Genomic DNA, 23,966 nt, shown 5'->3' on the forward strand with positions numbered 1-23,966 from the left:
TGATCGTAAATCATGATTAACTAAAATGATTCCATAGCTAAATTAGATTTAGTGTGGATGTCTTTTGAACTTGAAAATGCATACAGAAAATTTTTCCGAAGCTGTGGCTATGCTAGAATATTCAGGTGTTTAACTTTGAACAGAGCAAGAAATCTTGAACAACAAAAAACTAAAAATAGGCATCGTTGTTGGTGAAGTTTCAGGAGATACCTTGGGTGCCAAGTTAATCCGCAGTTTTCGTGAGCAAGGAATTGATGCCGAGTTTGAAGGAATTGGTGGTCCACAAATGATCGCGGAGGGATTCCAGAGCTATTATCCGATGGATATTTTGTCGGTGATGGGCATTGTTGAAGTCTTAAAAGATATTAAAAAGCTATTTGCAGTGCGTGATGGACTGGTAGAAAGATGGACTAAACAGCCGGTTGATGTCTTTATTGGCATTGATGCACCTGATTTCAATCTACGCTTATCGAAAAGTTTAAAGCAAAAACAGTTACCAATTAAAACCGTACAATATGTGAGTCCTTCGGTTTGGGCATGGCGACAGGGTCGTGTGCATGGGATTAAGGCAAGTATTGATTTGGTGCTGTGTTTATTTCCATTTGAAAAAGCATTTTTTAAAAAATTTGATGTACCCGCGGCTTTTGTGGGGCATCCTTTGGCGAGTCAATTACCTTTAAAAAATGATTTGGTTGAAGCGAAGCAGGAACTGGGTTTAGCAACAACACAAAAACATATTGCGTTATTACCGGGTAGTCGCCGTGGAGAAGTGGAGCGTTTAGGCCCCTTAGTGCTTAAAGCAGGAGAAATTTTGAGTCAAAAACATCCTGAATATGAGTTCTTGATTCCTGCGATTAATGATGCCCGTAAACAGCAAATTGAACATTTACTGCAACATTATTCAGATGCTTTCCGCGCGAAAGTACATTTACTGGAAAATACCGACACCGAATCAAAAATTGGTCGTCAGGTCATGAATGCAGCCAATATCGTGGCTTTGGCATCGGGTACAGCGACTTTAGAAGCCATGCTATTGCATCGCCCGATGGTGACGTTCTATAAGCTTAATTCATTGACTTATTTTATTGCGAAACTGTTAATTAAAATTCCGTATTATTCTTTGCCAAACATTATTGCGGGTAAAAAAGTGATTCGGGAGTTGATTCAGAATGATGCAACACCCGAGAATCTAGCGCATGAAATTGAAAAATTGATGAACATTGAGGTATCTCAGATTCAAGTGATGCAGCACATTACGATGCATAAGCAGCTTCTTTCTGGCAATAGTGAAGATCCTGTACAAGCCATTTTAAGTTTACTGTAACGAATGACGAACTTCAGTTATTGCATAAATTGCTGTCGATATTGACTCGGCGTGAGGTCAAATTGCTTTTTAAAGGTTTGACTGAACGCCGTTTCTGACGCATATCCCACTAAATTGGCAATCTGCTGAACAGTATATTGTCCTTGTCTTAAATACTGCGATGCAATGCGTAAGCGATGTTGCTGTAAATATGCCAGCGGTGGTTCACCTACCATCTGGCTAAATAGTTGCGCGAATTTAGAACGAGACATGCAGCATTGTTCTGCTAGTGTTTCAACTGTCCATGCATGTTGCGGTTGCCCATGAATGGCAGCTAAGGCATTGGATAATTCAGGATGGGACAGTGCGGATAACCAGTTGTTGCTATCGCCTAATTGCAAAATATAATCACGGACACATTCTATAAAAAAAATACTGACCAGATGATCGAGGATTTTGTCACGTCCAGGTTGCACTTGTAGGGTTTCGACAGCTAGGAACTGCAAACCGATTTGTAGCCATTCGGGAATCGTTTGCCCATTCATTTGATGTAAATGAATGGATTGCGGTAATGCATTTAACAATGGACGCGCCATGATACTATCCATATGACAGCGAATAGCCAAGATGACGGTCTGTTTGCCTTCACCCGCGCCAAATTCAATACTTTTTTCGCCTGTTTCATCGAAACGATGGGTAATATTCAAGGTATCGACCAAAGGGTTTGGCGTATTAGAGGCACTATGGCTACGACCAGAAGGAATTAAAACCAAATCTCCTGCGCGGACATGTACTTGTGTAGTGGCATCCAGTTGGATCAGTGCATGCCCTGAGACCATCGCATACGCCACCATGGCACTCTGATCTTCATATTGAAAACACCAGTCGCCACGCGCTTTTAAATACAGATATTCGGATTTGTTCAGATGAATATCATCAAAAATTTTACTTAGTGCATCCATGCTTTTTCGTTTTATCTCATTGGCTGAAATATACAATTATTAAAAATTTGTAATATGTGTTTATAGGACATTGTTTATCAAAATAAGCCAAAGACGATTACATAGTTTTTATGGACGTTTGCAACTGTCGCTCAAAGGCACTTTCAGAAAATATATACATAACAAGAAAAGAAGGAAAGCATTGCAAATGAATGCAACAGTAAAACTGACAGAACCAGACCTGATGAATACTCCAAACAAAACAGGGTTAGCTTTAGATAAGAAGCGCTATTTGTGGGCAATTAGCCCAGCCTTACCTGTCATTGGGATGGGGATTTTAGCAGGCTATCAGTTTGCACCACGACCATTGAAAAAAGCATTTGCGTTAGGTGGACCGATATTACTGCATGTGCTTATTCCTGCAATTGATGCTCTGATTGGTAATGATCAAAATAACCCGACGGCTGAAGATGTAAAGTTGCTGGAGCAAGATCCATACTATGCACGTTTAGTAAAAACCTTTATTCCACTGCAATACGCAGCCAATATTTATGCCTGCTACTTGGTTGGACGCAAACAAACTTCTTTGCTGGATAAAGTACTGTTGGGCATTTCCATGGGAGCTATTAACGGCATTGCGGTAAATACTGCACATGAGTTAAGCCATAAGTCGAATCGCATCGATCATATCTTGTCGCATTTGGCGCTGGTTCCAACAGGTTATAACCACTTTCGCATTGAACATCCTTATGGGCATCATAAACGTGCGGCTACCCCAGAAGATCCAGCATCTTCACGAATGGGTGAAACCTTTTATGAGTTTTTACCTAGAACAGTCATTGGCTCGTTTAAATCTGCAATTGAAATTGAAAGTAATCGTTTGAAACGTAAAGGTAAAACATTCTGGTCTGTAGATAATGAGTTGCTACAAGGCTGGGGCATGAGTGCTACTTTTCATGCCAGCATGATCAAGATGTTTGGTGCGGGCATTACACCCTATTTGCTCACGCAATCTTTATATGGCATTAGCTTGTTCGAGATTATTAACTATATTGAACATTATGGATTATTACGTCAGAAAGATGAGAATGGCAAGTATGAGCGAACCATGCCCGAGCATAGCTGGAATAACAATAACATTGTGACCAATTTGTTTTTATATCAATTGCAGCGTCATTCAGATCATCATGCATACCCAACACGACCTTTCCAAGCGCTGCGACATTTTGATGAGGCGCCAGAGCTGCCAAGTGGTTATGCCAGTATGCTTTTACCCGCGATGATTCCGCCGTTATGGTTCAAAATGATGGATAAACGCGTATTTAAACATTATGGCGGTGACTTGAATAAAGCCAATGTTCACCCTAAACGTAGAACAAAAATCTTTAAAAAATTTGGTGTGATCGATAAGTTGCTCAGTGTGTAACAGTTGTATGTAATTTTAGAAACATCCCAATAGATGACATCAATTACACTGAATTGATGTCATTTTTCATTATTCTTTAGAGGATTTTCTCCATCCAAATTTCACAGGCATGGCTATGACCTGTTTGACCTTTGGGTGCCTCTAAATGTTGAAAGCCTAACTTTTCATAAAGTTTGACGGCCTGCCATAGCGATGCAGTGGTTTCCAAATAACATGAGCAGTAGCCTTGAGCTAAACTGAACGAAAAACATTGCGCTAAAATTTGTTTGGCAAAGCCTAAACCTCGAATTTCAGGTAGAAAATACATTTTCTGAATTTCGAGTGTCTCTGTATCACCCATAAGTGGTGACAGCCCACCGCCACCTAAAATATCCCCTTGTTTATTTTCAATGACCCAATACTGTGCATTGGGCTGACTATAGACTTGATATAAATTATCTAGGATAGGATCAGCAACGGCAAAGCCAGATTCTGCTGCGAGTCCAAACTCTTTAGACACTTCACGGATGATTTGGGCAATTGCGGCATTGTCTTTTTCTTGGAGGGAGCGGATGTGAAACATGAGTATAAGCAAGCTTTTAAACGATGGACTGTTATAGCAAATAATCCATCATTTGTAAGGAAGTTTTATACAGGAGGTATCAACGTTATTTTAATTCGCTCGAACTTTTGCCCAATTCACGTCGGGCAATAATCAGTTGCTGGATTTGCTGTGTACCTTCAAAAATGTCGAGAATTTTAGAATCACGTGCCCACTTTTCTAAAAGCTCAGTCTCGTTATAACCCACCGAAGCCGCCAACTCGACACATTTTAAGGTGATTTCATTACCAACGCGTCCTGCTTTGGCTTTTGCGATGGATGCTTCTTTTGAGTTTGGCTTTTTATTGTCTGCCATCCATGTTGCTTTCAGCATCAGCAAACGCGCGGCTTCCCATTCTGCTTCCATTTTATAAATTTGAGCGGCAAGGTTAGAGCACTGTAAATAAGGTGTTGCGTAGTTTGAATCCAGCTCTAGGTGAAAGATTTCCTTGATGCGTTCCAGTGAAGCTTTGGCACAACCAATCGCCATTGCCGCAACCAAGGGGCGTGTATTGTCAAAGGTTTCCATCACGCCTGCAAAACCCTTGGCAACATCAATCTCTGCATTACCTAACAGGTTTTTCGCAGGAACTCGACATTGATCAAAACGAATGACCGCTGTATCAGAGGCTTTAATGCCAAGTTTATGCTCTAACCGTTCCACGGTCATACCTGTTGTGCCTTTGGGCACTACAAAGGATTTGATTGCGGCACGTCCTAACTTTTTATCGAGGGTTGCCCAAACGACCACAGAATCTGCACGCTTTCCAGACGTTACAAAAATTTTTTCACCATTCAGAATATAGTCATCGCCATCTTGAGTGGCGGTAGTGCGAATAGCTGCAGAATCCGAGCCACAGTTCGGTTCGGTAATCGCCATGGCAGCCCAAGTTCCTTTGAAACGTTCTAATTGTTCATCATTGGCAACCGCAGCAATTGCGGAATTACCCAGCCCTTGGCGTGGCATAGACAGCAGCAGCCCAGTGTCGCCATAACACATTTCCACAATGCCTAATGCCGTCGACATATTCACGCCATTTTTATTGTGCTTATCTTGCTCACCGCGTTTACCCACCGCAGCACCTGCATTTATGCCTTCACCGCCATCATTCATGCCATCCAGTAATGAAGCTAGCATATTCAGTTCTTTTGGATAGGCATGTTCAGTCTTGTCGTATTTACGCGAGATAGGGCGCAGTACATTTAGTGCAACTTCATGGGCTTGATCAAGCAGGATTTTAAATTTTTTAGGATTTTGTAAGTTCATGGAAAATAGACCTTTATTTTATTGTTTTAAGCATGTAGACCTGAATGTAAGATGGCGGTAGCACGTAAATCACGATACCAACGTTCTACGGGATGTTCTTTGGTAAAGCCATGACCACCTAGAATTTGCACACCGTCTGTGCCTATTTGCATGGATTTTTCCGCACACAGGATGCGTGCCAGATAAGCTTCACGGTGAAAGGGTTGTCCTGCTTCCGCCAGACTCGCAGCATTCAGTATCAACATCCGCATGGCATCAATTTCTATTGCTATGTCTGCAATCATGAATGCCACGCTTTGACGATGCGAAATCGGTTCACCAAAAGCCGTCCGATCATTGGCATAGCGAATACAATAGGCTTTAACCGCTTCACAGGTGCCTACAGCCATGGCACACCACATAAGATTCCCTAAGTCTAGAAAAGCACTGTAGTCAAAGTCTTCATCTCCTAGACGTTCTGCGGGCGTATTTTGAAATTGTAAGGTCATGGTCTCTGTGGCTTTTAAGCCCATGGCAGGACTTTTTTGAGCCGTAATCGATAAACCACGTTTAACCACAAATACATCGGGTCGACCTTGAAATTCGGCACTGACCAGAAAGAGATCCGCAGTTTCACCAAGCATGACCAGCGTTTTTTCTCCATTTATGACGTATTGGCCATTTATGAGTTGGGCTTTGGTTTTAAGCTGCATGGGATTAAATGCAGGCGTGTTTTCCTGTACCGCAAAACTGGCGCGAATATCACCGTCTGCTGAAAAAGCAGATAAATACTGATTCTGAATTGGCTCGGAACCCCATTGGGTGATGGCATTAATTACACTAAAGGTTGAAAGTATTCCCGCGGTTAGGCTGAAATCACCTTGGGCTAGGTGCTCTGCAATTAAAATGTGGCTGATGATGTCTTTTTCACTGGCTACACCGCCAAAATCTTCGGGTAGGGCGTAATAGTTGAGTCCTAGGTTATTTAAGTGTTGCCACAGTGCATGAGGGAATTGCGCCTGATGGTCGGCTTGGTGTGCAAGCGGGTAGAGAATTTCGGATGCAAATTGACGCATGGCATCGCAAGTCATCTGTTGTTCTTCAGTTAAACTCAGATCAAATAATGATTTGTTTTGATTGGGTAGGCGTTGCTTTGAATGTGCATTCGTTGCTTTAAACAGTTTTTGGGTTTTACTCAGGGTTTTAAAACTGGTTTTAGAACCTTGATATAAAGATTTTTCCACAAATCTTCTGAGCTTGAGCTGATCCAGCACATCGCTGCTTGCAATTTTTGTAATCAGTGATAAACCTAATCCTTGTGCCTTATTAATCATACTTGTCATTATTTTCGTTCCATATGAGCTTTATTGCTATTTTTATGCTGACATGGCGGTATCTAAAAAACTATGTCATTGTTGACATGCTTGATTGTCAAAGATAAACGGTAATTAGAATAAGTGATTTTTAATAATTATCTAATTTATATCAATATTTAAAAATTGGATTTTGATTAAAAAGATAGGGGATTGACTAGAATGACAAGCATGCCATTCTAGTCTGGGTTATTTAGATGAAGGTTTTAATCATGTCACGGACATTAGTTTTTGCATCAATCACAGTCATGAAGGTATAGGCACCAATAAATTTACGACTAATAAACATAAATTCTTTAGGCGGTACACTGAAATAACGCGAAGCCATAGATTTAGAGGCTTGTTGCATGACACGACTATGTAGCTGGCTTTTTTTCCAATCATAGCGGTATTGCTCGTCCATCACTCCTACAGGTAATTCTTTGTTATTTGCAGGACAGCTAAATGCTTCAGTCGCCAACAAAAATACTTTAGCCATATCAGGTTTAATACTTGGCGGAATAGAGTCAAAGAATTCGTAGCCTGTCATAGCATTCACCATCGACTGTGGGTCATGTTGATAACCTGCATGAATCAAATTTCGCGCGACTTTTAACAGATGCTGGTCAAATTGGCGAATTGCACCAAAGTCTAGAAGTACGATTTGATCCGGCTGTTGCTCACCATCTCCTAAGCGAACCAAGTAGTTACCAAAGTTTGGGTCAGTTTGCATTTCGCCCCATTCAAAAATTTCGCGAACGGCAATTTCTAAAGAGGCTTCACCCAACAGATTACGACGTGATTGCGGTAAAGAAAGCATCACAGGGCTGTTAATTGGCACACCACGTTCGAAGGTCATGCAAAGAATCTGGTCGGTACAGAACTCAGGGACAATTTCTGGCACGATATAACGTGGATCATCTTTCAGACGTTCAGCAAAGCGTCGTGTTGTCGCAGCTTCAATGTCATAATTCACTTCTCGGTGCATCATGTCACGAACTTCTTCAAACCACTGATCAAATTCACGGGTTTGCGGCACCATACGCGTCAGTTTTAGCATGTTTTTAAACAGGCTCATGTCTGAATCAATCGCGTCTGCTACGCCTGGATATTGAATTTTGAGTACTAGCTCTAAACCATCAGACTTACGAGTTGCACGGTGAACTTGTGCGAGCGAAGCTGTACCCAAAGGTTCATGATCAATGGTTAGTTCATACAGCTTATCACCCAACTGTTGTTCTAAATGCTGCTTAATTGCAGGCCATGCCAATGCAACAGTTTGGTTATTTAGGGTATTGAGTGCTTGAGTAATTTCTTCTGGGAGAAAATGTTCGCCATACAGTGCCATCATTTGCCCAATTTTAACAATTGAGCCTTTGAGCTTGCCAATTTCAGCCACTAGATAGTTAGCCTGTTCTTTCATGGCTTGTTTACGTTTCTTTTCTTTCTCAGCTTCGCTAGAAAACATTGACGTCGCATTGGAAGCTGCCCAACGTGTACCAGCCAGTAAGGATGCTTTTGCGATAGATAAGCGACGGTCCATAGAGGAGGTTTTCAGTTGTTTGAGCTTATCGTTCTGATCTGACATTCAATGCAATCCTTAATCAGCAATTCACAGAAAAGTTAATTGTAGCGGATATTAACGCGTCTTCACGTATTAAAAAAGTTCAACTTGCTGAATGACACCGTTTTTTTGGTTATACAAGAAAATTCTGCACACATCAGAAGATACGATTTACATATGAAACTTAATTTTTAGCGATTCCTTGTTGGATAGCTGTGCTTTGTGGGTTTGTATGTAGTCAGTAATCATGGCGTGTACACTGCTATGGGTAAAGCCGTGTGAATAACCTTTGACAATTACTATGCTCGGTAAACTAAAAAATAAATACTTTGCATCATCCAAGGTTGGATTACTGAAGATACGTTGTTCAGACAATTGCTGTATTAAAAATAATTTTTCGGATTGAATCTCTGAAGATTCATTATTCCAATAGTTCAGGCGCATTGCCATAAGGTTGTTATGTTTGTAGCTCATAGTGAGAAGAAGAGAAAATAAAGCCCTATTTATAAGACGCGATCATACGGGTTACAAGTTGCTTTCCCAGAGATTGGTGGATGTTTTGTATCTATATATTTGAGCTTACTCTATCTAAGTTCAATACGCTGAATAGAATGCGCGTTAGAAAATTTGTATTCAATTGCATGTGGCTGAAAAATGGAATGAAATAAAGCAGAAACAAAGTTAAGCATTATAAAATCAGGCAAAACAAGGTATCATAAGCCGTTTTTATGATTCTGAACTTTGGAGACGCCTTAAGTGGATCGACCGACTATTAGCCCTGAACATTTGCAGGAAGCCGCTGAAACTCTTACCACTATCCGTGATTTTATCCGTTTTGGGGTGACAGCATTACGTCAATACGATGCACACTTAGGTCAAGGTACAGAAGACTTTTTTGCTGAAAGCTCAGCATTGGTTTTACAGACGTTGTCATTGGACTGGAATGCAAGTCCAGAAATTCTAGATGCAAAATTATTGGCAAGTGAAAAGGCTGAATTTCTTCAATTGCTTGAACGCCGTATTAATGAAAAAGTACCAACGTCATATTTATTGAATTTGGCTTACTTCTTTAATAAACCATTTTATGTGGATGAGCGTGTGCTTATTCCGCGTTCACCTATTGCTGAATTGATTGAAAACCGTTTTGCACCTTACTGTTTAGATGAAAATGGTGAAATGCGTGCAGCTGACAATAATCTCCCAGTCAATACTCAACCGAAAACACCACAACGCATTTTAGATATGTGTACAGGTTCAGGTTGTATTGCCATTGCATTGGCTTATGCTTTCCCAGATTCAGAAGTGGATGCAACGGATATTTCGAAAGAAGCCTTAGAGGTTGCCTCGATCAATGCGGAATACCACGACAAACAGTATCAAGTGGCTTTATTAGAGTCAGATTTGTTCGCTAAAATTCCTGCTGAAAATCAGTATGACTTAATTGTATCGAATCCGCCGTATGTAGATGCAGAAGATATGGCAGACTTACCAGATGAATTCCGTCATGAGCCAGAATTGGCGTTGGCAGCGGGTCAAGACGGTTTAGATTTAGTCCGTAAAATGTTGGCACAAGCGCCTGACTACCTGACTGAAGATGGTTTAATTGTCATTGAAGTGGGTAATTCTGAATGGGCGATGAAACAAAACTTTAATACCATTGATTTCCACTGGTTGAAATTCCAAAAAGGTGGTTCAGGCATCTTTGCTTTAACAGCTGCACAATGCCGTCAATTCCGTGATTTATTCATTCAATCTGTTCAAGCATAAGGAGTCGTGAACATGGCAGGTAATAGTATTGGACAACTCTTCCGTGTAACGACCTGTGGTGAATCTCATGGTGTAGGCTTGATGGCGATTGTCGATGGTGTACCGCCAGGACTCGAGCTATCAGCAGAAGATTTACAAAAAGATTTGGATCGCCGTAAGCCGGGGACTTCTAAGTTCGCAACGCAACGTAAAGAACCAGATGAAGTTGAAATTATTTCAGGGGTATTTGAAGGAAAAACTACAGGTACGCCAATTGGTTTGTTGATTCGCAATACAGATCAGAAATCGAAAGATTATGGCAACATCGCACAGACTTTCCGTCCAGGGCATGCCGACTATACTTATACACAAAAGTATGGCTTTCGTGATTACCGTGGTGGCGGGCGTTCAAGTGCGCGTGAAACTGCAATGCGTGTGGCTGCGGGTGCAATTGCCAAGAAATATCTTGCTGAAAAATTTGGTATTCTGATTCGTGGTCACGTGACGCAAATTGGTACTGAAAAAGCAGAAAAGTTAGATTGGAATGAAGTTCCAAATAACCCATTTTTCTGTGGTGATGTAGATGCTGTAACGCGTTTTGAAGCTTTAGTGACTTCTTTGCGTGAGCAAGGCACCAGTTGTGGTGCGAAGTTGGAAATTTTGGCTGAAAAAGTTCCTGTGGGTTGGGGTGAGCCAGTTTTTGACCGTTTAGATGCGGATATTGCGCATGCCATGATGTCAATTAATGCCGTAAAAGGCGTAGAGATTGGTGATGGTTTTGCAGTTGCGGAACAGTTTGGTCATGAGACTCGTGATGAGTTAACTACCGATGGTTTCTTGGCAAATCATGCAGGCGGTATTCTAGGGGGTATTTCTAGTGGTCAAACTATTCGTGTCGCGATTGCGTTAAAACCAACCGCGAGTATTACTACATCAGGTAAAACCATTAATATTGAGCGCGAAGATACTGATGTCCTGACCAAAGGTCGTCATGATCCATGTGTGGGCGTAAGAGCTACCCCAATTGCAGAAGCCATGTTTGCAATTGTATTGATGGATCATTTTATGCGTCATCGTGCGCAAAATGCTGATGTGGTCGCGCCATTTGCACCAATTGAACCGAAATAAAGATTTAAAAACCAGTTCTTAGGAGCTGGTTTTTTTTATTGGTTTTTAAAATAGCCTAAGCTAATCTGTCGTTATTATATTTAATTTTAAGTGACTTAATTCATTCAACATAATATTTTGCTAAACAATATGAGCAGCTTAATTTTAATAAAACAGAATATATTAGAGGGTTTAGATGACAGGGCAATTGACCTTCCGAAAAGCATTGACGGAAGATTTTTCACAATTATTGGGTTTAATTAATCGAGCTTATCGTGAAAATACAGCTCGAAGCTGGACCAATGAGGCTGAGCTTGTTGCAGGCTTAAGAATTGATGAACAGCAATTGCAACAGGCTTTAGCGGATCAAGACTTCCATTTATATGTTGCTGAAATTGATCATGAGCATTCAAACTCGACAATAGTGGCGTGTGTCGGTTTGAGTTTTCATCTTAATGAAGTTGAAATCGGAACTTTTAGTGTAGATCCGATTTTGCAAAACACAGGAATTGGTAAAAGGGTACTTACTTTTGCTGAAGAACAGGCGCTTTTAATCCAACCCAGTCTTAAGCGATATGTGATGTATGTCTTGGATGTACGTGCTGAGCTACTAGCTTATTATCAACGTCGAGGCTATAGCCCCACTGATCTTAAAACTTCATATCCCATAGAGGCGAATGTCGGTCAGCCATTAAGGCACATTGAGTTACAGCAAATGCTCAAAACCATTAGATAAAAATGCCATTAAAAAAGCCCTCTTAAAGAGGGCTTTTTTTAGGCGAGGAACCAAGTGTAATATCCCCAGAGCATCAGGGGCCAAGCAATGAAAGGGCTAAATAGCCACTTCCAGAGCCAGAAGCGAGGAATAAATCCGACGCCATAAATAAAACCGCCTGAGATACCAATCATGATAAACATCATGGCTCGGTGACTATATTCACCGTTGGCATCGAGCATTGCACTTGGATGAACCAGTAAAACTGCAGCGAGAGGCAATGCCAACAAAAAGGACACTGCCATGACCAGTTTATTTGGTTTTTTCGGCTGTTCTGTTGTCATTGCTACTTCTGTCATAGTTTATTCCTCATCTAAATCTTGATGATGTTCGATATATAGGGCACTTAGGACACCAGCAAAGCATGCCATCAAAATACCGAGAATCCATGCAAAATACCACATAATTTGTTCTCCTAAGCATTGCCTTAGTAAAGGCTATGTGAATTCTCTTGAATATGTTTCTTGGTAATAACGCCCCACATTTTGTAATAGCACCAAGTGGTGTAAATCAAAATAAGTGGTACGAAAATACAGGCAGCAATTGTCATCACAGTCAGTGTATTCTGACTTGATACCGCATCCCACATGGTCAAGCTTGCAACAGGGTTGATGCTAGACGGCATAAGGAATGGGAACAATGCGAAACCAGCTGTTAAGATTGCACCAATAATTGAGCAAGAAGTACCTAAGAATGACAAGCCTGCTTTGTTTTTACCTGCTGCTAGAATCACAATCAATGCACCTAAAATCGCGAGAACTGGCGCCACAATCGTAATTGGATAAGTACTGTAGTTATTCATCCAACCAGGATTTGCATTGGTCAGTACTTCTTTCGCTAAAGGATTAGCTGCACCATTGGTATCAAAAGGAGTGACTAAGGTATAACCTTGAATACCACCGAAGTACAACCATGCACCTGCAGCGAGAAAGCAGACTAGGAATACAATCCCCATTAACTGGGTTGCTTTTGCAGAACGGTTTCTTAAATCTCCATCAGTACGAAGCATGAGCCATGCACCTCCATGCGCACAAAGCATGGATAAACTCACAATACCGCACACTAAGGCAAATGGATTGAGTAGGGCAAAGAAGCTACCTGTATAGGTTGAGCGTACAGTTTCATCTAGGGTAAAGGGTACACCTAAGAACATATTGCCAAATGCAACACCAAATACGAGCGCAGGTACCGCACCACCGATGCATAGACCCCAGTCCCAAGAAGTACGCCATTGGGTATTTTCAAGTTTAGAGCGGTAATCGAAGCCTACAGGTCGCAGGAACAGGGCAAAGAGTACCAATAACAGTGCCCAATACATGCCTGAGAATGCAGTGGCATAGACCATTGGCCATGCTGCAAATAAAGCACCACCTGCAGTGATAAACCAGACTTGGTTACCATCCCAGTGCGGAGCAATCGTGTTGATTGCTGCGCGACGTTCTTCATCATTCTTACCTACAAATGGCATGATTGCCATTGAGCCCATATCGAAACCATCGGTGAGGGCAAAGCCAATCAGTAATACACCAACCAACACCCACCAAATAATTTTGAGAAGTTCATATTCGATCATGATTGAGCCTCCCCAACAGAGTTATCTTGAGCAGCATTTTTTTCGAAGTGATATTTGCCAGTATGGAGTGCACTTGGACCAAGGCGAGAGAACTTAATCATCAAGTACATTTCAATAATCAGAAGTACTGTGTAGAACACTGCCAATGCTGTAATAGAACCCCAAATGTCCGCTGTTGAAAGTGTAGATGCAGACAAGTGTGTAGGTAATACTTCACCAATTGTCCAAGGTTGACGACCCACTTCAGCAACATACCAACCTGTTTGTGCAGCAATCCAAGGAAGCGGTAAAGCAAATAAGGCAAATTTAAGTAACCAAGGTTTGTTTTCAGCATTGCGTTTAGCTACTGCAAAAGTTGCTAAAACGAACAACAATAACATTAAGAAACCAGAAGCTACCATTGCACGGAATGCCCAGAATAAACTTGGTACATGCGGAATAGTGTCTAAAGCTGCAGATTTGATTTGATCTTCAGAAGCATCTACAACATTTGGTGTGTATTTTTTCAAGAGTAGACCGTAGCCTAAATCTTTTTGAGTATCTTCAAAAGCTGCTTTTAGTTCAGGAGATGTGTCGCCTGCACGAAGTTTCTCAAGTTGAGAGTATGCAACCATACCATTACGAATACGTTCTTCATGCTGAACTAAAAGGTCTTTAATGCCTGTTACTTCTTTTGTTGTAGAACGTGTTGCAATGATCCCCATGACATAAGGAACTTTAATTGCATAGTCAGTGGTCATGGTTTCTTTGTTTGGAATACCGAACAGGGTAAATGGTGCTGGTGCTGGGTGTGTATCCCATTCTGCTTCAATTGCAGCGAGTTTGGTTTTTTGAACATCACCTAACTCATAGCCAGATTCGTCACCGAGTAAAATAACAGAGAGTGTTGATGCCAAGCCGAAGATTGCAGCAATTGCAAAAGAACGGCGAGCAAATGGAACATCACGTTTTTTCAGTAGGTAATAACTAGAGATGGCTAATACAAAGATGGCACCAGTCACATAACCTGCAGAAACTGTATGCACAAATTTAACTTGGGCAACAGGGTTGAAAATCAACGCGCCGAAATCCACCAATTCCATACGCATGGTTTCATAGTTAAATTTGGAACCAACAGGGTTTTGCATCCAGCCGTTTGCAACCAGAATCCAGAGGGCGGACATATTTGAACCCAATGCAACCAGCCATGTTACAGCTAAATGTTGTACTTTGGAGAGTCTATCCCAGCCGAAAAAGAATAAACCAATAAAGGTGGATTCAAGGAAGAAAGCCATTAAGCCTTCAATCGCCAGTGGTGCACCAAAAATATCTCCCACATAGTGCGAATAATATGCCCAGTTTGTACCGAACTGGAATTCCATGGTCAAACCAGTAGTAACTCCGAGTGCGAAGTTAATACCGAAGAGTTTCCCCCAGAATTTAGTCATGTCTTTATAAATTTCTTTGCCAGAAATGACGTACGTCGTTTCCATGATGGCAAGAATAAAAGCCAGACCAAGAGTAAGTGGAACAAAAATAAAGTGATACATCGCGGTCATTGCAAATTGGAACCGCGAAAGATCGACCACGCTTTCAGAAATCATCAACGTGTCTCCTTGATTTGGGAAGGACTGCCAGCAATACGCTCAGCAACTTGATTGTCAAAGTTTTTGGGAATAGTCGGTGCATCAAACCAAATATGTTTAATCGTGAGTAGGATAACGACCTTAATTATTAATATGATCGTTATTTCACGGACTAGACGTTGGTTAAAATCTTTTGGAACTAAGCTCATACAAATAAGCCTGTTTTGAAACTTACTGTGTATTATTAAACAAATTTATACAAAAAATAAATAGGAAATACACTTAAAATAAAAATATATTATTAAATTTATTTAAAACAATTGCTTATGATTAAGAAAGTTATTTTTTATTCTAAAATATTCATTAAATAAACCTGACTAAAACAGTTATATTTAAATAAAATAAAATCCGACAAAAATACTTATATTTAAAAAATATAAAACCAAGTGTTTTAGTCTATTTAAAAAAGGACTAATTGTGAAGCTGTAGTGTAAAGATCGGATTTAAATTTAAATAATTTTATTCATTCTCATATTATTTTATTATTGATCAATAAATATACACATGATTGATTGGAGCATGGAAGGCTTATTTGTAATTTTTTATATTATTGCTAGAAATTTACAAGATGGGGGGAGTTACAATGTGCAAACATAACTAAAATTTAGAAATGCTTGTACTTAAAGGAGGGGATTTGGGGATCAGATAGAGCCTAATTTAATATGAAGCATGATTTGAAGGGTAAACAGCTATTTGTGAATAAGTGCTCAGTCACTACAGATGTCACTTTATGATCCAGTCTAATATGATAGGTGCTTTAATTTAAAAGTTAAGACGTGGCTGGTTAAGTTGCACTTATTTGGGCAATCAATCCAATGTAGAGGTAATCACGCAGCTGGATTATTTGTTTATTTCACTTGAGAACAATTGATTGGATTTTGAAATTTTTTTAGCAATGTAGTGCGAGTGTTTGATTCGAATCAGAATAATCTGAGACTGGAATACAAGTTCCCCAAATTCAGGCTCAACTTGTACATAGTGTAATTGACCGTATTCATCTCGTACACGTGCTTGTGCAGAGAAGCCTGGTCTTGCGTTACCACTAGAAATTGTAGCTAGCCTACCAAGTAAATTGGCTTGAAGTTGGATCTGTTTAGGTCGAATTACCTGATCCAAACAATGAATCATAAAAACTGTGAAAAAAATCGCAATAATTAGCGCAGGTAAGATAACGTAATATGCGGGCAAGAATTTTTCTTGTTGTGCAAAATAGCTGAACTGGAGGAAGTAGCCAGAAAAGCTAAAATTCATGAGTAAGAAAACTAAGATGAGAATTTTAGAAAACTTAACGCTGAGGAGTGGTGCTTCAGCAATTCTTTGCGGAATGATTCGTTTAAAAAACTGACTTGGGCGGATGTTAAGAAAATAGCCCACGGTTTCCACCATGCTGAGTAGTACAAGGGCAAATAAACTTAAATGAAACGGCATTAAATTTATGTCATGTAATAACTCAAGCATGGCAAATTCCATTGATTATTCAGGCAGGTAGATTCCGCCATCAGAATGCACAGTTATCTCGACTTTTTCAAGTGATTGACCTTGGCAAGGACCAGAAATACATTCACCTGTTTCCACCTCAAAGAGTGCACCATGGGTAGAGCATTCTATGAATTCTTGATCGCGATCTAAAAACTGATTTTCAAGAAACTCAAGTTCAACTTGTAAATGTGGACAGACATTCTGATAGGCAAAAAAAGCGCCATCACGTTGCGTAATAAAAATCGTATCACCATTCGGCGTTTCAAAAGCACGTGCTTCACGCTCTGGAATGTCTTCGGTCATACAAATTTTATGCATTAGGCACATTCCTTCTTTTGAAAGTTTGCAAGTAATTGCGCGTAGTCTTGATTAGCAAGACGAGGACCAAACTGAGAAACCACCTCGCTTGAAATTAGGATGGCTAATTCAGCCGCAGTCTGTAAACTTTGACCTTCATTTAATGCATACAGGAATGAACCCGCAAATGCATCACCAGCACCATTGGCATCGACAGCCGTCACGGCACGACCTGGTACACGAATCGTTTCTTGCTCAGAGGAAATAATCGCACCTTCAGCACTTAATGTAATTACAACGTACTGACTATGTAGCTTCAATTTTGCCAATGCATCTTCAACTGTAGTGGTTTCAGTGTACATCATGGCTTCTTGCTGATTACAGAAGAGTAAGTCGACACCGTCATCTAACAGTTCATTTAAGCCTTCACGTGCATATTGCACCATTGCTGGATCAGACAGTGTTAATGCAATTTTGACTTGATGAGTGCGTGCAATTTCACGGGCTTGTTTGACTGCTTGACGCGCGGTCGCACTGGTAGATAAATAGCCTTCGATATAGAGCCACTGTGCAGTTTTTAATGGTTCGAAGTCAATTTGTTCGGCAGAAAGTTCTGCGGTAATGCCTAAGTAGGTTTGCATGGTACGTTCTGAGTCAGGGCTAACCAAGACCATACATGTGCCTGTTACACCTTCACTGACCGATTTCGGTGTGGTTTGAATACCTGCATCGTTTAAACCATCTAAGTAGATTTTACCTAGCTCATCATTTCCTACGCGGCAACCATAAAATGCGGTGCCGCCTAGCGCGCTAAAGGCAACTGTTGTATTGGCAGCAGAGCCACCTGAAGCTTGACCTTTATACACTTCAGACTGTTGCAGTTGAGTGTATAAGCTTGCTTGTTGATCACCATCAGTCAGTTGCATGGTTCCTTTTTGCAGATTGTGTTGCGTAAGAAATTCATCAGAAACTTTAAATTCTTGGTCAATCAGCGCATTACCAATTGCAAAAAGATCAACAGAGGTCATGTCGTTCAATCACATCTAAAAATAAAACACTAAGTTTACACCAATGCTCAGGATTGCAGAAGTTTTGTGAATAAAATTCAAGATTATGCCTAATTGATTGTGTTTTATTGTTTAATAAGCAAAACCAGTGTTAGGTAACAGATACAAAATGGAACTCATCATTAAAGAAGCTGAACAATTACCCGCTCAAATTGAGACTTTACTCAAGCTGGCAAATAAAGAAGGGGTAAATGTTGTTCAGCGTCTCATTGACGAATATGCAAGTGGTCAAAATCGGTTTCAGGATGAAGGTGAGTTTTTTTTAATTGCATACGATGGTGATAAGTTAATTGGTTGTGGTGGTTTAAACCAGCAACGTGAAGAAGACGGACAAAAAAGTCGAATTGGGCGAGTGCGACGTTTTTATGTCCATCCCAAATACAGACGTCATGGTGTCGGTAAAGACCTGTTGGCTTATCTGGAAAGTAAAGCCAAGCCTAATTTCTCAGCACTTTGCTTACAAACAGATACACGTTTGGCAGCAGATTTTTATCAAAAACAAAACTATGTGTGGGTTGAAAACAATCCACGCTACAATTACTTTAAATATTTAATCTAGTTTTCAAATATTTAGCCTATTTTTTACAATACACGGTTTATTGCTGTGTATTGTTTCTGACCTGAATAAAATACTCGGGTTTATACGTGAATTATGGCGCAAACTAAAGCTATAATCATTTCAGTTTTATTTAAAAGATTATTAGGAGCACACATGACTGTAGATGTCACTGAAACCCTTTCTCAAACAGTACATCCAGCGTTTCAGTTGATTCGTCAACACCATGTTGAAGCCTTAGATATTTTAGTGACTGAGTACCAGCATAAAGTGACTGGTGCCGTACACTATCATCTTGCAACCAACCATGATGAAAATGTGTTTTTGGTGGCTTTCCGTACTCAACCCATGGACTCAAAAGGCGAAGCGCATATTTTAGAGCACACAGCCTTGTGTGGATCTGAGAAGTTCCCAGTCCGTGATCCGTTTTTCTTAATGATCCGTCGTTCATTAAATACCTTCATGAATGCGTTTACTGCGGCGGATTGGACGGCGTATCCATTTGCAACGCAAAACAAGAAAGATTTCCAAAACTTGCTAGAAGTATATTTAGATGCCGCATTTGCTGCGAATCTGAACCCATTAGATTTTGCTCAAGAAGGTATTCGTATTGAGCTTGAAAATGATGTGCCTGTATATAAAGGTGTGGTCTTCAATGAAATGAAAGGTGCAATGAGTTCACCTTCAGACCAGCTTTATCATCAACTGGCGCATCATTTGTTCCCGAAAACCACCTATCACTACAATTCAGGTGGTGATCCTAAAGATATTCCAGATTTAACTTACGATGAGTTAGTGAATTTCTATAAATCACATTACCATCCAAGTAATGCGGTATTTATGACCTTTGGTAGTCAATCTGCATTTGAATTACAAGAACAGTTTGAAACTCTAGCACTGGCTAAATTTGATAAAGGTCAAACTTTATATTCTAAGCCTGAACATCGTTTAGCTGAGCCAGTCACTGTGACAGAGTCTTATGCGGTTGATGCAGAAGATTTAAAAGATAAGACCTACCACATTATTTCTTGGTTATTGCCTCAAGCAAGTGATATTAAATTACGTCTAGGTATGCGTTTAGTTGAAGGGGTTCTATTAGAAAACTCAGCATCACCATTACGCCACTATTTGGAGACCTGTGATTATGCACAATCGACAGGTCCGATTATGGGCGTTGATGATTCAAACTTTGAAATGACCTTCTACTGTGGGGTACAGGGTTCAAATCCTGAGCATGCAGAAACCTTTAAAAAAGGTGTGTTTGAAATACTACAAGACGTTGCATCTAAACCAATCGATTCGGCTTTGATCGATGCGATTTTGCACCAAATCGAACTGCATCAACGCGAAATCAATGGCGATGGTATGCCATATGGTTTAAGTCTAATTCTGAATGGCTTGAGTAGTGCAATTCATCATAGTGACCCGATCCATGTTTGGGATGTGGACACCGCAATGGAGCAAGTCAAAGAAGAGTTGCAGGATCCAATGTGGCTCTCAGGTCTTATTCAAGAATATTTGATTGACAATCCGCATCGTGTGCAAATGACATTGGTGCCTGATGCAAACAAGTCTGCCAAAGAAGCGCAATCAGAAAAAGATCGTCTAGCGGCAATTGGTGCGACTTTAACTGAAGCACAAAAAGCAGAGATTCTTGCGCAAACTGAAGCGTTGAAAGTGCGTCAAGATACGCCTGATGATTTGAATCTATTACCGAAAGTAGGCTTGGAAGATGTACCTGCTGAATTACCAATTGTTCAAGGACAATTGCGTGAAATTATCAGCAATGGTTTGGATACCCCATTGAATTTGTATCATGCGGGAACCAATGGCATTTACTATCAACAAGTATTGATTCAGATTCCTGATGAAATCGTACAGTCACCATACTTCAATCTCTTGTCTATTTTGCTCGGTGAAGTCGGTGCTGGTGAATACGATTATTTGGAATTACAACAAATTCAAACCGCGGTCAGTGGTGGTTTGGGTATGGGTGCATCGCTACGTTCAAAAGTGGATGACAAACAGAAGATCAGTGCTTGGTTAACATTAACCACAAAATCTTTGGTACATAATTTAGAGTCAATTCGACTGCTTAAAATTGCATTTGAACAGCTCCGTTTTGACGAGAAAGATCGCATTATTGAGTTGTTACAGCAACGTAAAACACGTTGGCAGTCTCGTTTGTCTGGTTCAGGGCATAGTTATGCCATGCAGATTGCATCGCGTCAGCACAGTGCTTTAGCTTTGCGTGACTATAACAATACAGGTTTGGGTGCACTCAATTGGTTGGGTGAGCTAGTCACGCAAATTGAATCCAATGAAGAGGCTTACAACCACCTGATTACTGAGCTGAAGCTGATTCACTGCAAGTTATTGCAAGCACCGAAGCAATTCTTGTTGGTGTGTGAAGAGCACCAAACAGATCGTTTGTTAGAGGAAATTCAAACGGTATGGGATAAGCTTGCGGTAGATAAGACTCAACAACCATTGACAGTTGTTAGTCCTGAGGTGAATGCTCAAGATCAAGCATGGCTAATTCAAGCCAATGTTCAATTCTGTGCATCTGCTTATCCTGCGGTCGATGTTGCCCATGCTGATGCTGCTCCATTGATGGTATTGGCAGCTTATTTACGCAATGGTTTCTTACATAGTGCGATTCGTGAAAAAGGTGGTGCTTACGGTGGTGGTGCAAGCTACGATGGTAATGCATGTTCATTCCGTTTCTATAGTTATCGTGACCCGCGCTTAGCTGAAACATTTAATGATTTTGAAGCCAGCGTGACATGGTTATTGAATGCTGAGCAGCAACCACATCAGCTAGAAGAAGCCATTTTAGGTCTGATTGCTTCTATGGATAAACCTGGTTCACCAGCAGGTGAAGCAATTACTGCCTGCTATGCGTTGTTACATGCACGTACGCCAGCATTCCGTAAGCAATTGCGTGAACGTTTACTTGCTGTAACGCTGGATGATTTAAAACGCGTTGCGGAACAGTATTTGCTTAATCAAACTGCCAATAAAGCGGTTGTAGCACCAATGGCGAAAAAAGATGAGTTGTTGGCGTTGGGCTTCGAGATTTATCAAGTGAATTAATACAATAAGAAAAGAGGTGTCTATGACGTTCAAATCATTTGAACGTAATATGCTGTCGCTGAGCATGATTTTGCTCAGCTCTGCATTTTCGGCTACATATGCTCAAGATCCTGAGGCTCAAATATCGCCTGCTAGTCCAGAAGCGTGTGTAGCTTTAGAGTCTAATGCTGATCGATTGGCTTGCTATGATGCCTTGTTTAAGGTACCTGTGGATGAAGTAAAGCAGGCAGTGATAGAGTCTGTTTTAGCGAGGCATGCTGAGTTAAAGCCTGTTGAAGCGAAAGCTGCCGATAAAGAAAGTAGTAGTCTCAGTAATTTGTTTGCGTCAGAAGGACCAAAGATTGATCCAAACCATTCATTATTAGATAGGCGCTGGGAGCTTTCAACAGACAGTAAGTTGGGAACATGGAATATACGGGCTTATAAGCCTGTGTATTTATTGCCGGTGTTTTGGTCCAGTAAGAAAAATGAATTTCCTGAAAGCCCAAATTTGAAGAACACGGTAACGGATGACCAAAACCTGAAGTCCATGGAGGCTAAATTTCAGATTTCCCTTAAAACCAAAGCGGTTGAAAATCTATTCGGTGACAATGGTGATGTGTGGTTTGGCTATACCCAGTCATCACGCTGGCAAGTCTATAACGCAGATGAGTCTCGTCCATTTCGTGAAACCAACTACGAGCCAGAAGCCAGTTTGATGTTCCGCACCAACTATGAGTTGTTCGGGTTAAGTGGACGTTTATTGGGGATTACCTTAAATCACCAATCCAACGGTCGTTCAGATCCGTTGTCACGGAGTTGGAATCGAGCAATTTTAAATGTGGGTTTCGAGCGAGATAATTTCGCCTTAATGATTCGCCCTTGGTATCGTTTTGATGAAGATGCAAAAGATGATAACAATCCAGACATTAAAGATTATGTGGGGCGTGGGGACATTACGGCGTTCTATCGCAAGAATGATCATGATTTTTCATTAATGCTACGTCACTCTTTAAAAGGTGGGGATGATTCGCATGGCGCAGTTCAGTTCGATTGGTCTTTCCCAATTCGAGGGAAATTGCGCGGTCAGTTCCAATTGTTTGATGGTTATGGTGAGAGCTTGATTGATTATAACCACCGTGCAACCTATGTCGGTTTAGGGGTGTCATTACTGAATTGGTATTGATCCTTTACAGATAAAAAAGCCTGAAATACAAATTTCAGGCTTTTTTTTAAATGGATCTTTTGTGGTGTATATACACTTTGCAATTAATGCGGTATCAGAGCGTGTTTTTGTAAAAGAGGCTGATGAAATGCCTATTTTACGCCACTACAAATTCCAGTATGGTCTAAATAATCCTTTCCGATGCTGTACCATTGATTTTCTTCTATATTGTTAGGGTCTTTTGTTTCAATGAATTCAGTTACTAAGGTTGGATTCGCATGCGGTTTAAATTCAAAATCATCTGCATAATATCTTTGCGCAATATTCGCCACTTTTTGTTCTTTGCAGTTGATCAGGACTTCATTGACCACAGAAGTTGCCGCTTTTCCCTTAATAGAAAATTCATCATAGCGCTTCATGCGAACAGGAAAGGGCTGATCTAGGCGGGCATGCTTTAGATCTTCTTTGTTGATGTAGTTTGGCATTACTCTTTCATCGGGAGTAGTGAGTTTCCAATCCTTTTGTATGTCATTTTTAGGTGGACTAAAAGCTTTGAAGTCGGGTGCTTTGGCACAGTATTGCTCGGCAGCATATGAACCTTTTAAAAACATATTCCATTTAGAGGCATCCACAGCTTTCTTTAAATCAACCAGAACTTCAGAATGCTCTCTTGCCTTGCCCGTATCATCTAGACTCGTGCGAATTTCATATTGGCACAATCAAGCAGTAAGACTTGAGTAAAGGTTGTATCCTCAGCCTTGCCAGAAGGACCTATTGTAGTAACAATGCTTTTTTCTCTGACCAAAAATGGCGAATTAAATTGAACTGACTTGAGATTTTGCTCATCAACAAAACGTTGAGTTGCAATCAGGGTCGGTTGATTAGGGTCTGCACCGTCTCGATCAGCTCTCCAGTGATCGGCTAATTGCCAATTCGGCTGTTGTTTAAGAAGCGTGTCTAATGGAGTGTCGTTTTTTTTACTCGTACAGGCAGAGAATAAAAGAGTTGAAGCTGTGAGTATGCATAATGTTTGTTTTTTCATTCTAAGGCTTCTAAATCGGTGTGTAAGGTTATAAATGTTGTTGAGTT

At 40.6% G+C, this 23,966-nt stretch carries 24 protein-coding genes; 8 read left to right on the top strand and 16 right to left on the bottom strand.

All coding sequences use genetic code 11. The features are described from left to right. Positions 1-154 precede the first annotated feature (154 nt). Complete coding sequence (lpxB, locus tag MKI85_RS03980) at positions 155-1,324, top strand: lipid-A-disaccharide synthase (protein ID WP_241625205.1); 1,170 nt, start codon at positions 155-157, stop codon at positions 1,322-1,324. 17 nt (positions 1,325-1,341) lie between these two features. Here lpxB and MKI85_RS03985 read toward each other — a convergent pair whose 3' ends face one another. Continuing rightward, positions 1,342-2,265, bottom strand: coding sequence for an AraC family transcriptional regulator (locus tag MKI85_RS03985; RefSeq protein ID WP_241625207.1), 924 nt, complete (start codon positions 2,263-2,265; stop codon positions 1,342-1,344). A gap of 187 nt (positions 2,266-2,452) precedes the next feature. Here MKI85_RS03985 and MKI85_RS03990 point away from each other — a divergent pair, with 187 nt between their 5' ends. Then, positions 2,453-3,670, top strand: coding sequence for an alkane 1-monooxygenase (locus tag MKI85_RS03990; protein WP_241625209.1), 1,218 nt, complete (start codon positions 2,453-2,455; stop codon positions 3,668-3,670). A 76-nt stretch (positions 3,671-3,746) separates the two neighbouring features. On the opposite strand, the gene MKI85_RS03995 is transcribed toward MKI85_RS03990, so the two are convergent. From MKI85_RS03995 to MKI85_RS04015, 5 genes are all read right to left on the bottom strand, one after another. After that, positions 3,747-4,232, bottom strand: a complete 486-nt coding sequence (locus MKI85_RS03995; RefSeq protein WP_241625211.1) for a GNAT family N-acetyltransferase — start codon at positions 4,230-4,232, stop codon at positions 3,747-3,749. Between the two features lie 85 nt (positions 4,233-4,317). Next, positions 4,318-5,517: an acyl-CoA dehydrogenase family protein gene (locus MKI85_RS04000; protein WP_241625213.1), complete on the bottom strand. Its 1,200-nt coding sequence runs from the start codon at positions 5,515-5,517 to the stop codon at positions 4,318-4,320. A gap of 26 nt (positions 5,518-5,543) precedes the next feature. After that, positions 5,544-6,830 carry an acyl-CoA dehydrogenase family protein gene (locus MKI85_RS04005; RefSeq protein WP_241625330.1) on the bottom strand — a complete coding sequence of 429 codons (1,287 nt, stop codon included), beginning with the start codon at positions 6,828-6,830 and terminating at the stop codon, positions 5,544-5,546. 232 nt (positions 6,831-7,062) lie between these two features. Further along, entirely contained in the window at positions 7,063-8,436 is a 1,374-nt protein-coding gene (locus tag MKI85_RS04010; protein WP_241625215.1) for an ABC1 kinase family protein, read from the bottom strand. Positions 8,437-8,583: 147 nt separating this feature from the next. Further along, positions 8,584-8,886, bottom strand: a complete 303-nt coding sequence (locus tag MKI85_RS04015; protein WP_241625216.1) for a hypothetical protein — start codon at positions 8,884-8,886, stop codon at positions 8,584-8,586. 282 nt (positions 8,887-9,168) lie between these two features. Between MKI85_RS04015 and prmB the strand changes: the two genes are divergently transcribed. The 3 genes from prmB to MKI85_RS04030 all read left to right on the top strand — a co-directional run bounded on the left by prmB (position 9,169) and on the right by MKI85_RS04030 (position 12,001). Then, the gene (gene prmB, locus MKI85_RS04020) at positions 9,169-10,179 is read left to right on the top strand and encodes a 50S ribosomal protein L3 N(5)-glutamine methyltransferase (RefSeq protein WP_241625218.1); all 1,011 of its coding nucleotides are present in this window, start codon (positions 9,169-9,171) and stop codon (positions 10,177-10,179) included. Positions 10,180-10,191: 12 nt separating this feature from the next. After that, positions 10,192-11,286, top strand: coding sequence for a chorismate synthase (gene aroC / locus MKI85_RS04025; RefSeq protein ID WP_241625220.1), 1,095 nt, complete (start codon positions 10,192-10,194; stop codon positions 11,284-11,286). 175 nt (positions 11,287-11,461) lie between these two features. Further along, on the top strand, positions 11,462-12,001 hold the full coding sequence (locus MKI85_RS04030) for a GNAT family N-acetyltransferase (RefSeq protein WP_241625221.1): 540 nt from the start codon (positions 11,462-11,464) through the stop codon (positions 11,999-12,001). A gap of 38 nt (positions 12,002-12,039) precedes the next feature. On the opposite strand, the gene MKI85_RS04035 is transcribed toward MKI85_RS04030, so the two are convergent. The 8 genes from MKI85_RS04035 to MKI85_RS04070 form a co-directional block, all read right to left on the bottom strand. After that, positions 12,040-12,339 carry a cyd operon YbgE family protein gene (locus tag MKI85_RS04035; protein WP_100240703.1) on the bottom strand — a complete coding sequence of 100 codons (300 nt, stop codon included), beginning with the start codon at positions 12,337-12,339 and terminating at the stop codon, positions 12,040-12,042. A 3-nt stretch (positions 12,340-12,342) separates the two neighbouring features. After that, on the bottom strand, positions 12,343-12,444 hold the full coding sequence (cydX, locus tag MKI85_RS04040) for a cytochrome bd-I oxidase subunit CydX (RefSeq protein ID WP_002120988.1): 102 nt from the start codon (positions 12,442-12,444) through the stop codon (positions 12,343-12,345). 23 nt (positions 12,445-12,467) lie between these two features. Further along, on the bottom strand, positions 12,468-13,613 hold the full coding sequence (gene cydB, locus MKI85_RS04045; protein WP_241625222.1) for a cytochrome d ubiquinol oxidase subunit II: 1,146 nt from the start codon (positions 13,611-13,613) through the stop codon (positions 12,468-12,470). Then, positions 13,610-15,196 carry a cytochrome ubiquinol oxidase subunit I gene (locus MKI85_RS04050; RefSeq protein ID WP_241625224.1) on the bottom strand — a complete coding sequence of 529 codons (1,587 nt, stop codon included), beginning with the start codon at positions 15,194-15,196 and terminating at the stop codon, positions 13,610-13,612. The genes cydB and MKI85_RS04050 overlap by 4 nt, the downstream gene beginning before the upstream one ends. Continuing rightward, positions 15,196-15,387 (bottom strand): cytochrome oxidase putative small subunit CydP, encoded by a 192-nt coding sequence (cydP, locus tag MKI85_RS04055; RefSeq protein ID WP_016167794.1) that lies wholly within the window; start codon positions 15,385-15,387, stop codon positions 15,196-15,198. Before cydP ends, MKI85_RS04050 begins: the two co-directional genes overlap by 1 nt. Positions 15,388-16,078: 691 nt before the next feature. Further along, positions 16,079-16,696: an OB-fold-containig protein gene (locus MKI85_RS04060; protein ID WP_241625226.1), complete on the bottom strand. Its 618-nt coding sequence runs from the start codon at positions 16,694-16,696 to the stop codon at positions 16,079-16,081. 15 nt (positions 16,697-16,711) lie between these two features. Further along, positions 16,712-17,020 (bottom strand): Rieske (2Fe-2S) protein, encoded by a 309-nt coding sequence (locus MKI85_RS04065; protein ID WP_171479181.1) that lies wholly within the window; start codon positions 17,018-17,020, stop codon positions 16,712-16,714. Between the two features lie 14 nt (positions 17,021-17,034). Then, entirely contained in the window at positions 17,035-18,042 is a 1,008-nt protein-coding gene (locus MKI85_RS04070) for an adenosine kinase (RefSeq protein WP_241625228.1), read from the bottom strand. A 148-nt stretch (positions 18,043-18,190) separates the two neighbouring features. Between MKI85_RS04070 and MKI85_RS04075 the strand changes: the two genes are divergently transcribed. From MKI85_RS04075 to MKI85_RS04085, 3 genes are all read left to right on the top strand, one after another. Further along, positions 18,191-18,640 (top strand): GNAT family N-acetyltransferase, encoded by a 450-nt coding sequence (locus MKI85_RS04075; RefSeq protein ID WP_241625230.1) that lies wholly within the window; start codon positions 18,191-18,193, stop codon positions 18,638-18,640. A gap of 153 nt (positions 18,641-18,793) precedes the next feature. Continuing rightward, positions 18,794-21,733 (top strand): insulinase family protein, encoded by a 2,940-nt coding sequence (locus MKI85_RS04080; protein WP_241625232.1) that lies wholly within the window; start codon positions 18,794-18,796, stop codon positions 21,731-21,733. A 22-nt stretch (positions 21,734-21,755) separates the two neighbouring features. Continuing rightward, positions 21,756-22,898, top strand: a complete 1,143-nt coding sequence (locus tag MKI85_RS04085) for a phospholipase A (protein WP_241625233.1) — start codon at positions 21,756-21,758, stop codon at positions 22,896-22,898. Positions 22,899-23,029: 131 nt separating this feature from the next. On the opposite strand, the gene MKI85_RS04090 is transcribed toward MKI85_RS04085, so the two are convergent. Beyond that, positions 23,030-23,596 (bottom strand): hypothetical protein, encoded by a 567-nt coding sequence (locus MKI85_RS04090; protein WP_241625235.1) that lies wholly within the window; start codon positions 23,594-23,596, stop codon positions 23,030-23,032. Then, positions 23,566-23,919 (bottom strand): hypothetical protein, encoded by a 354-nt coding sequence (locus MKI85_RS04095; RefSeq protein WP_241625238.1) that lies wholly within the window; start codon positions 23,917-23,919, stop codon positions 23,566-23,568. The genes MKI85_RS04090 and MKI85_RS04095 overlap by 31 nt, the downstream gene beginning before the upstream one ends. Positions 23,920-23,966: the final 47 nt, after the last annotated feature.

It is taken from the genome of Acinetobacter zhairuonensis, from assembly GCF_022601715.1.
Taxonomy (GTDB): domain Bacteria; phylum Pseudomonadota; class Gammaproteobacteria; order Pseudomonadales; family Moraxellaceae; genus Acinetobacter.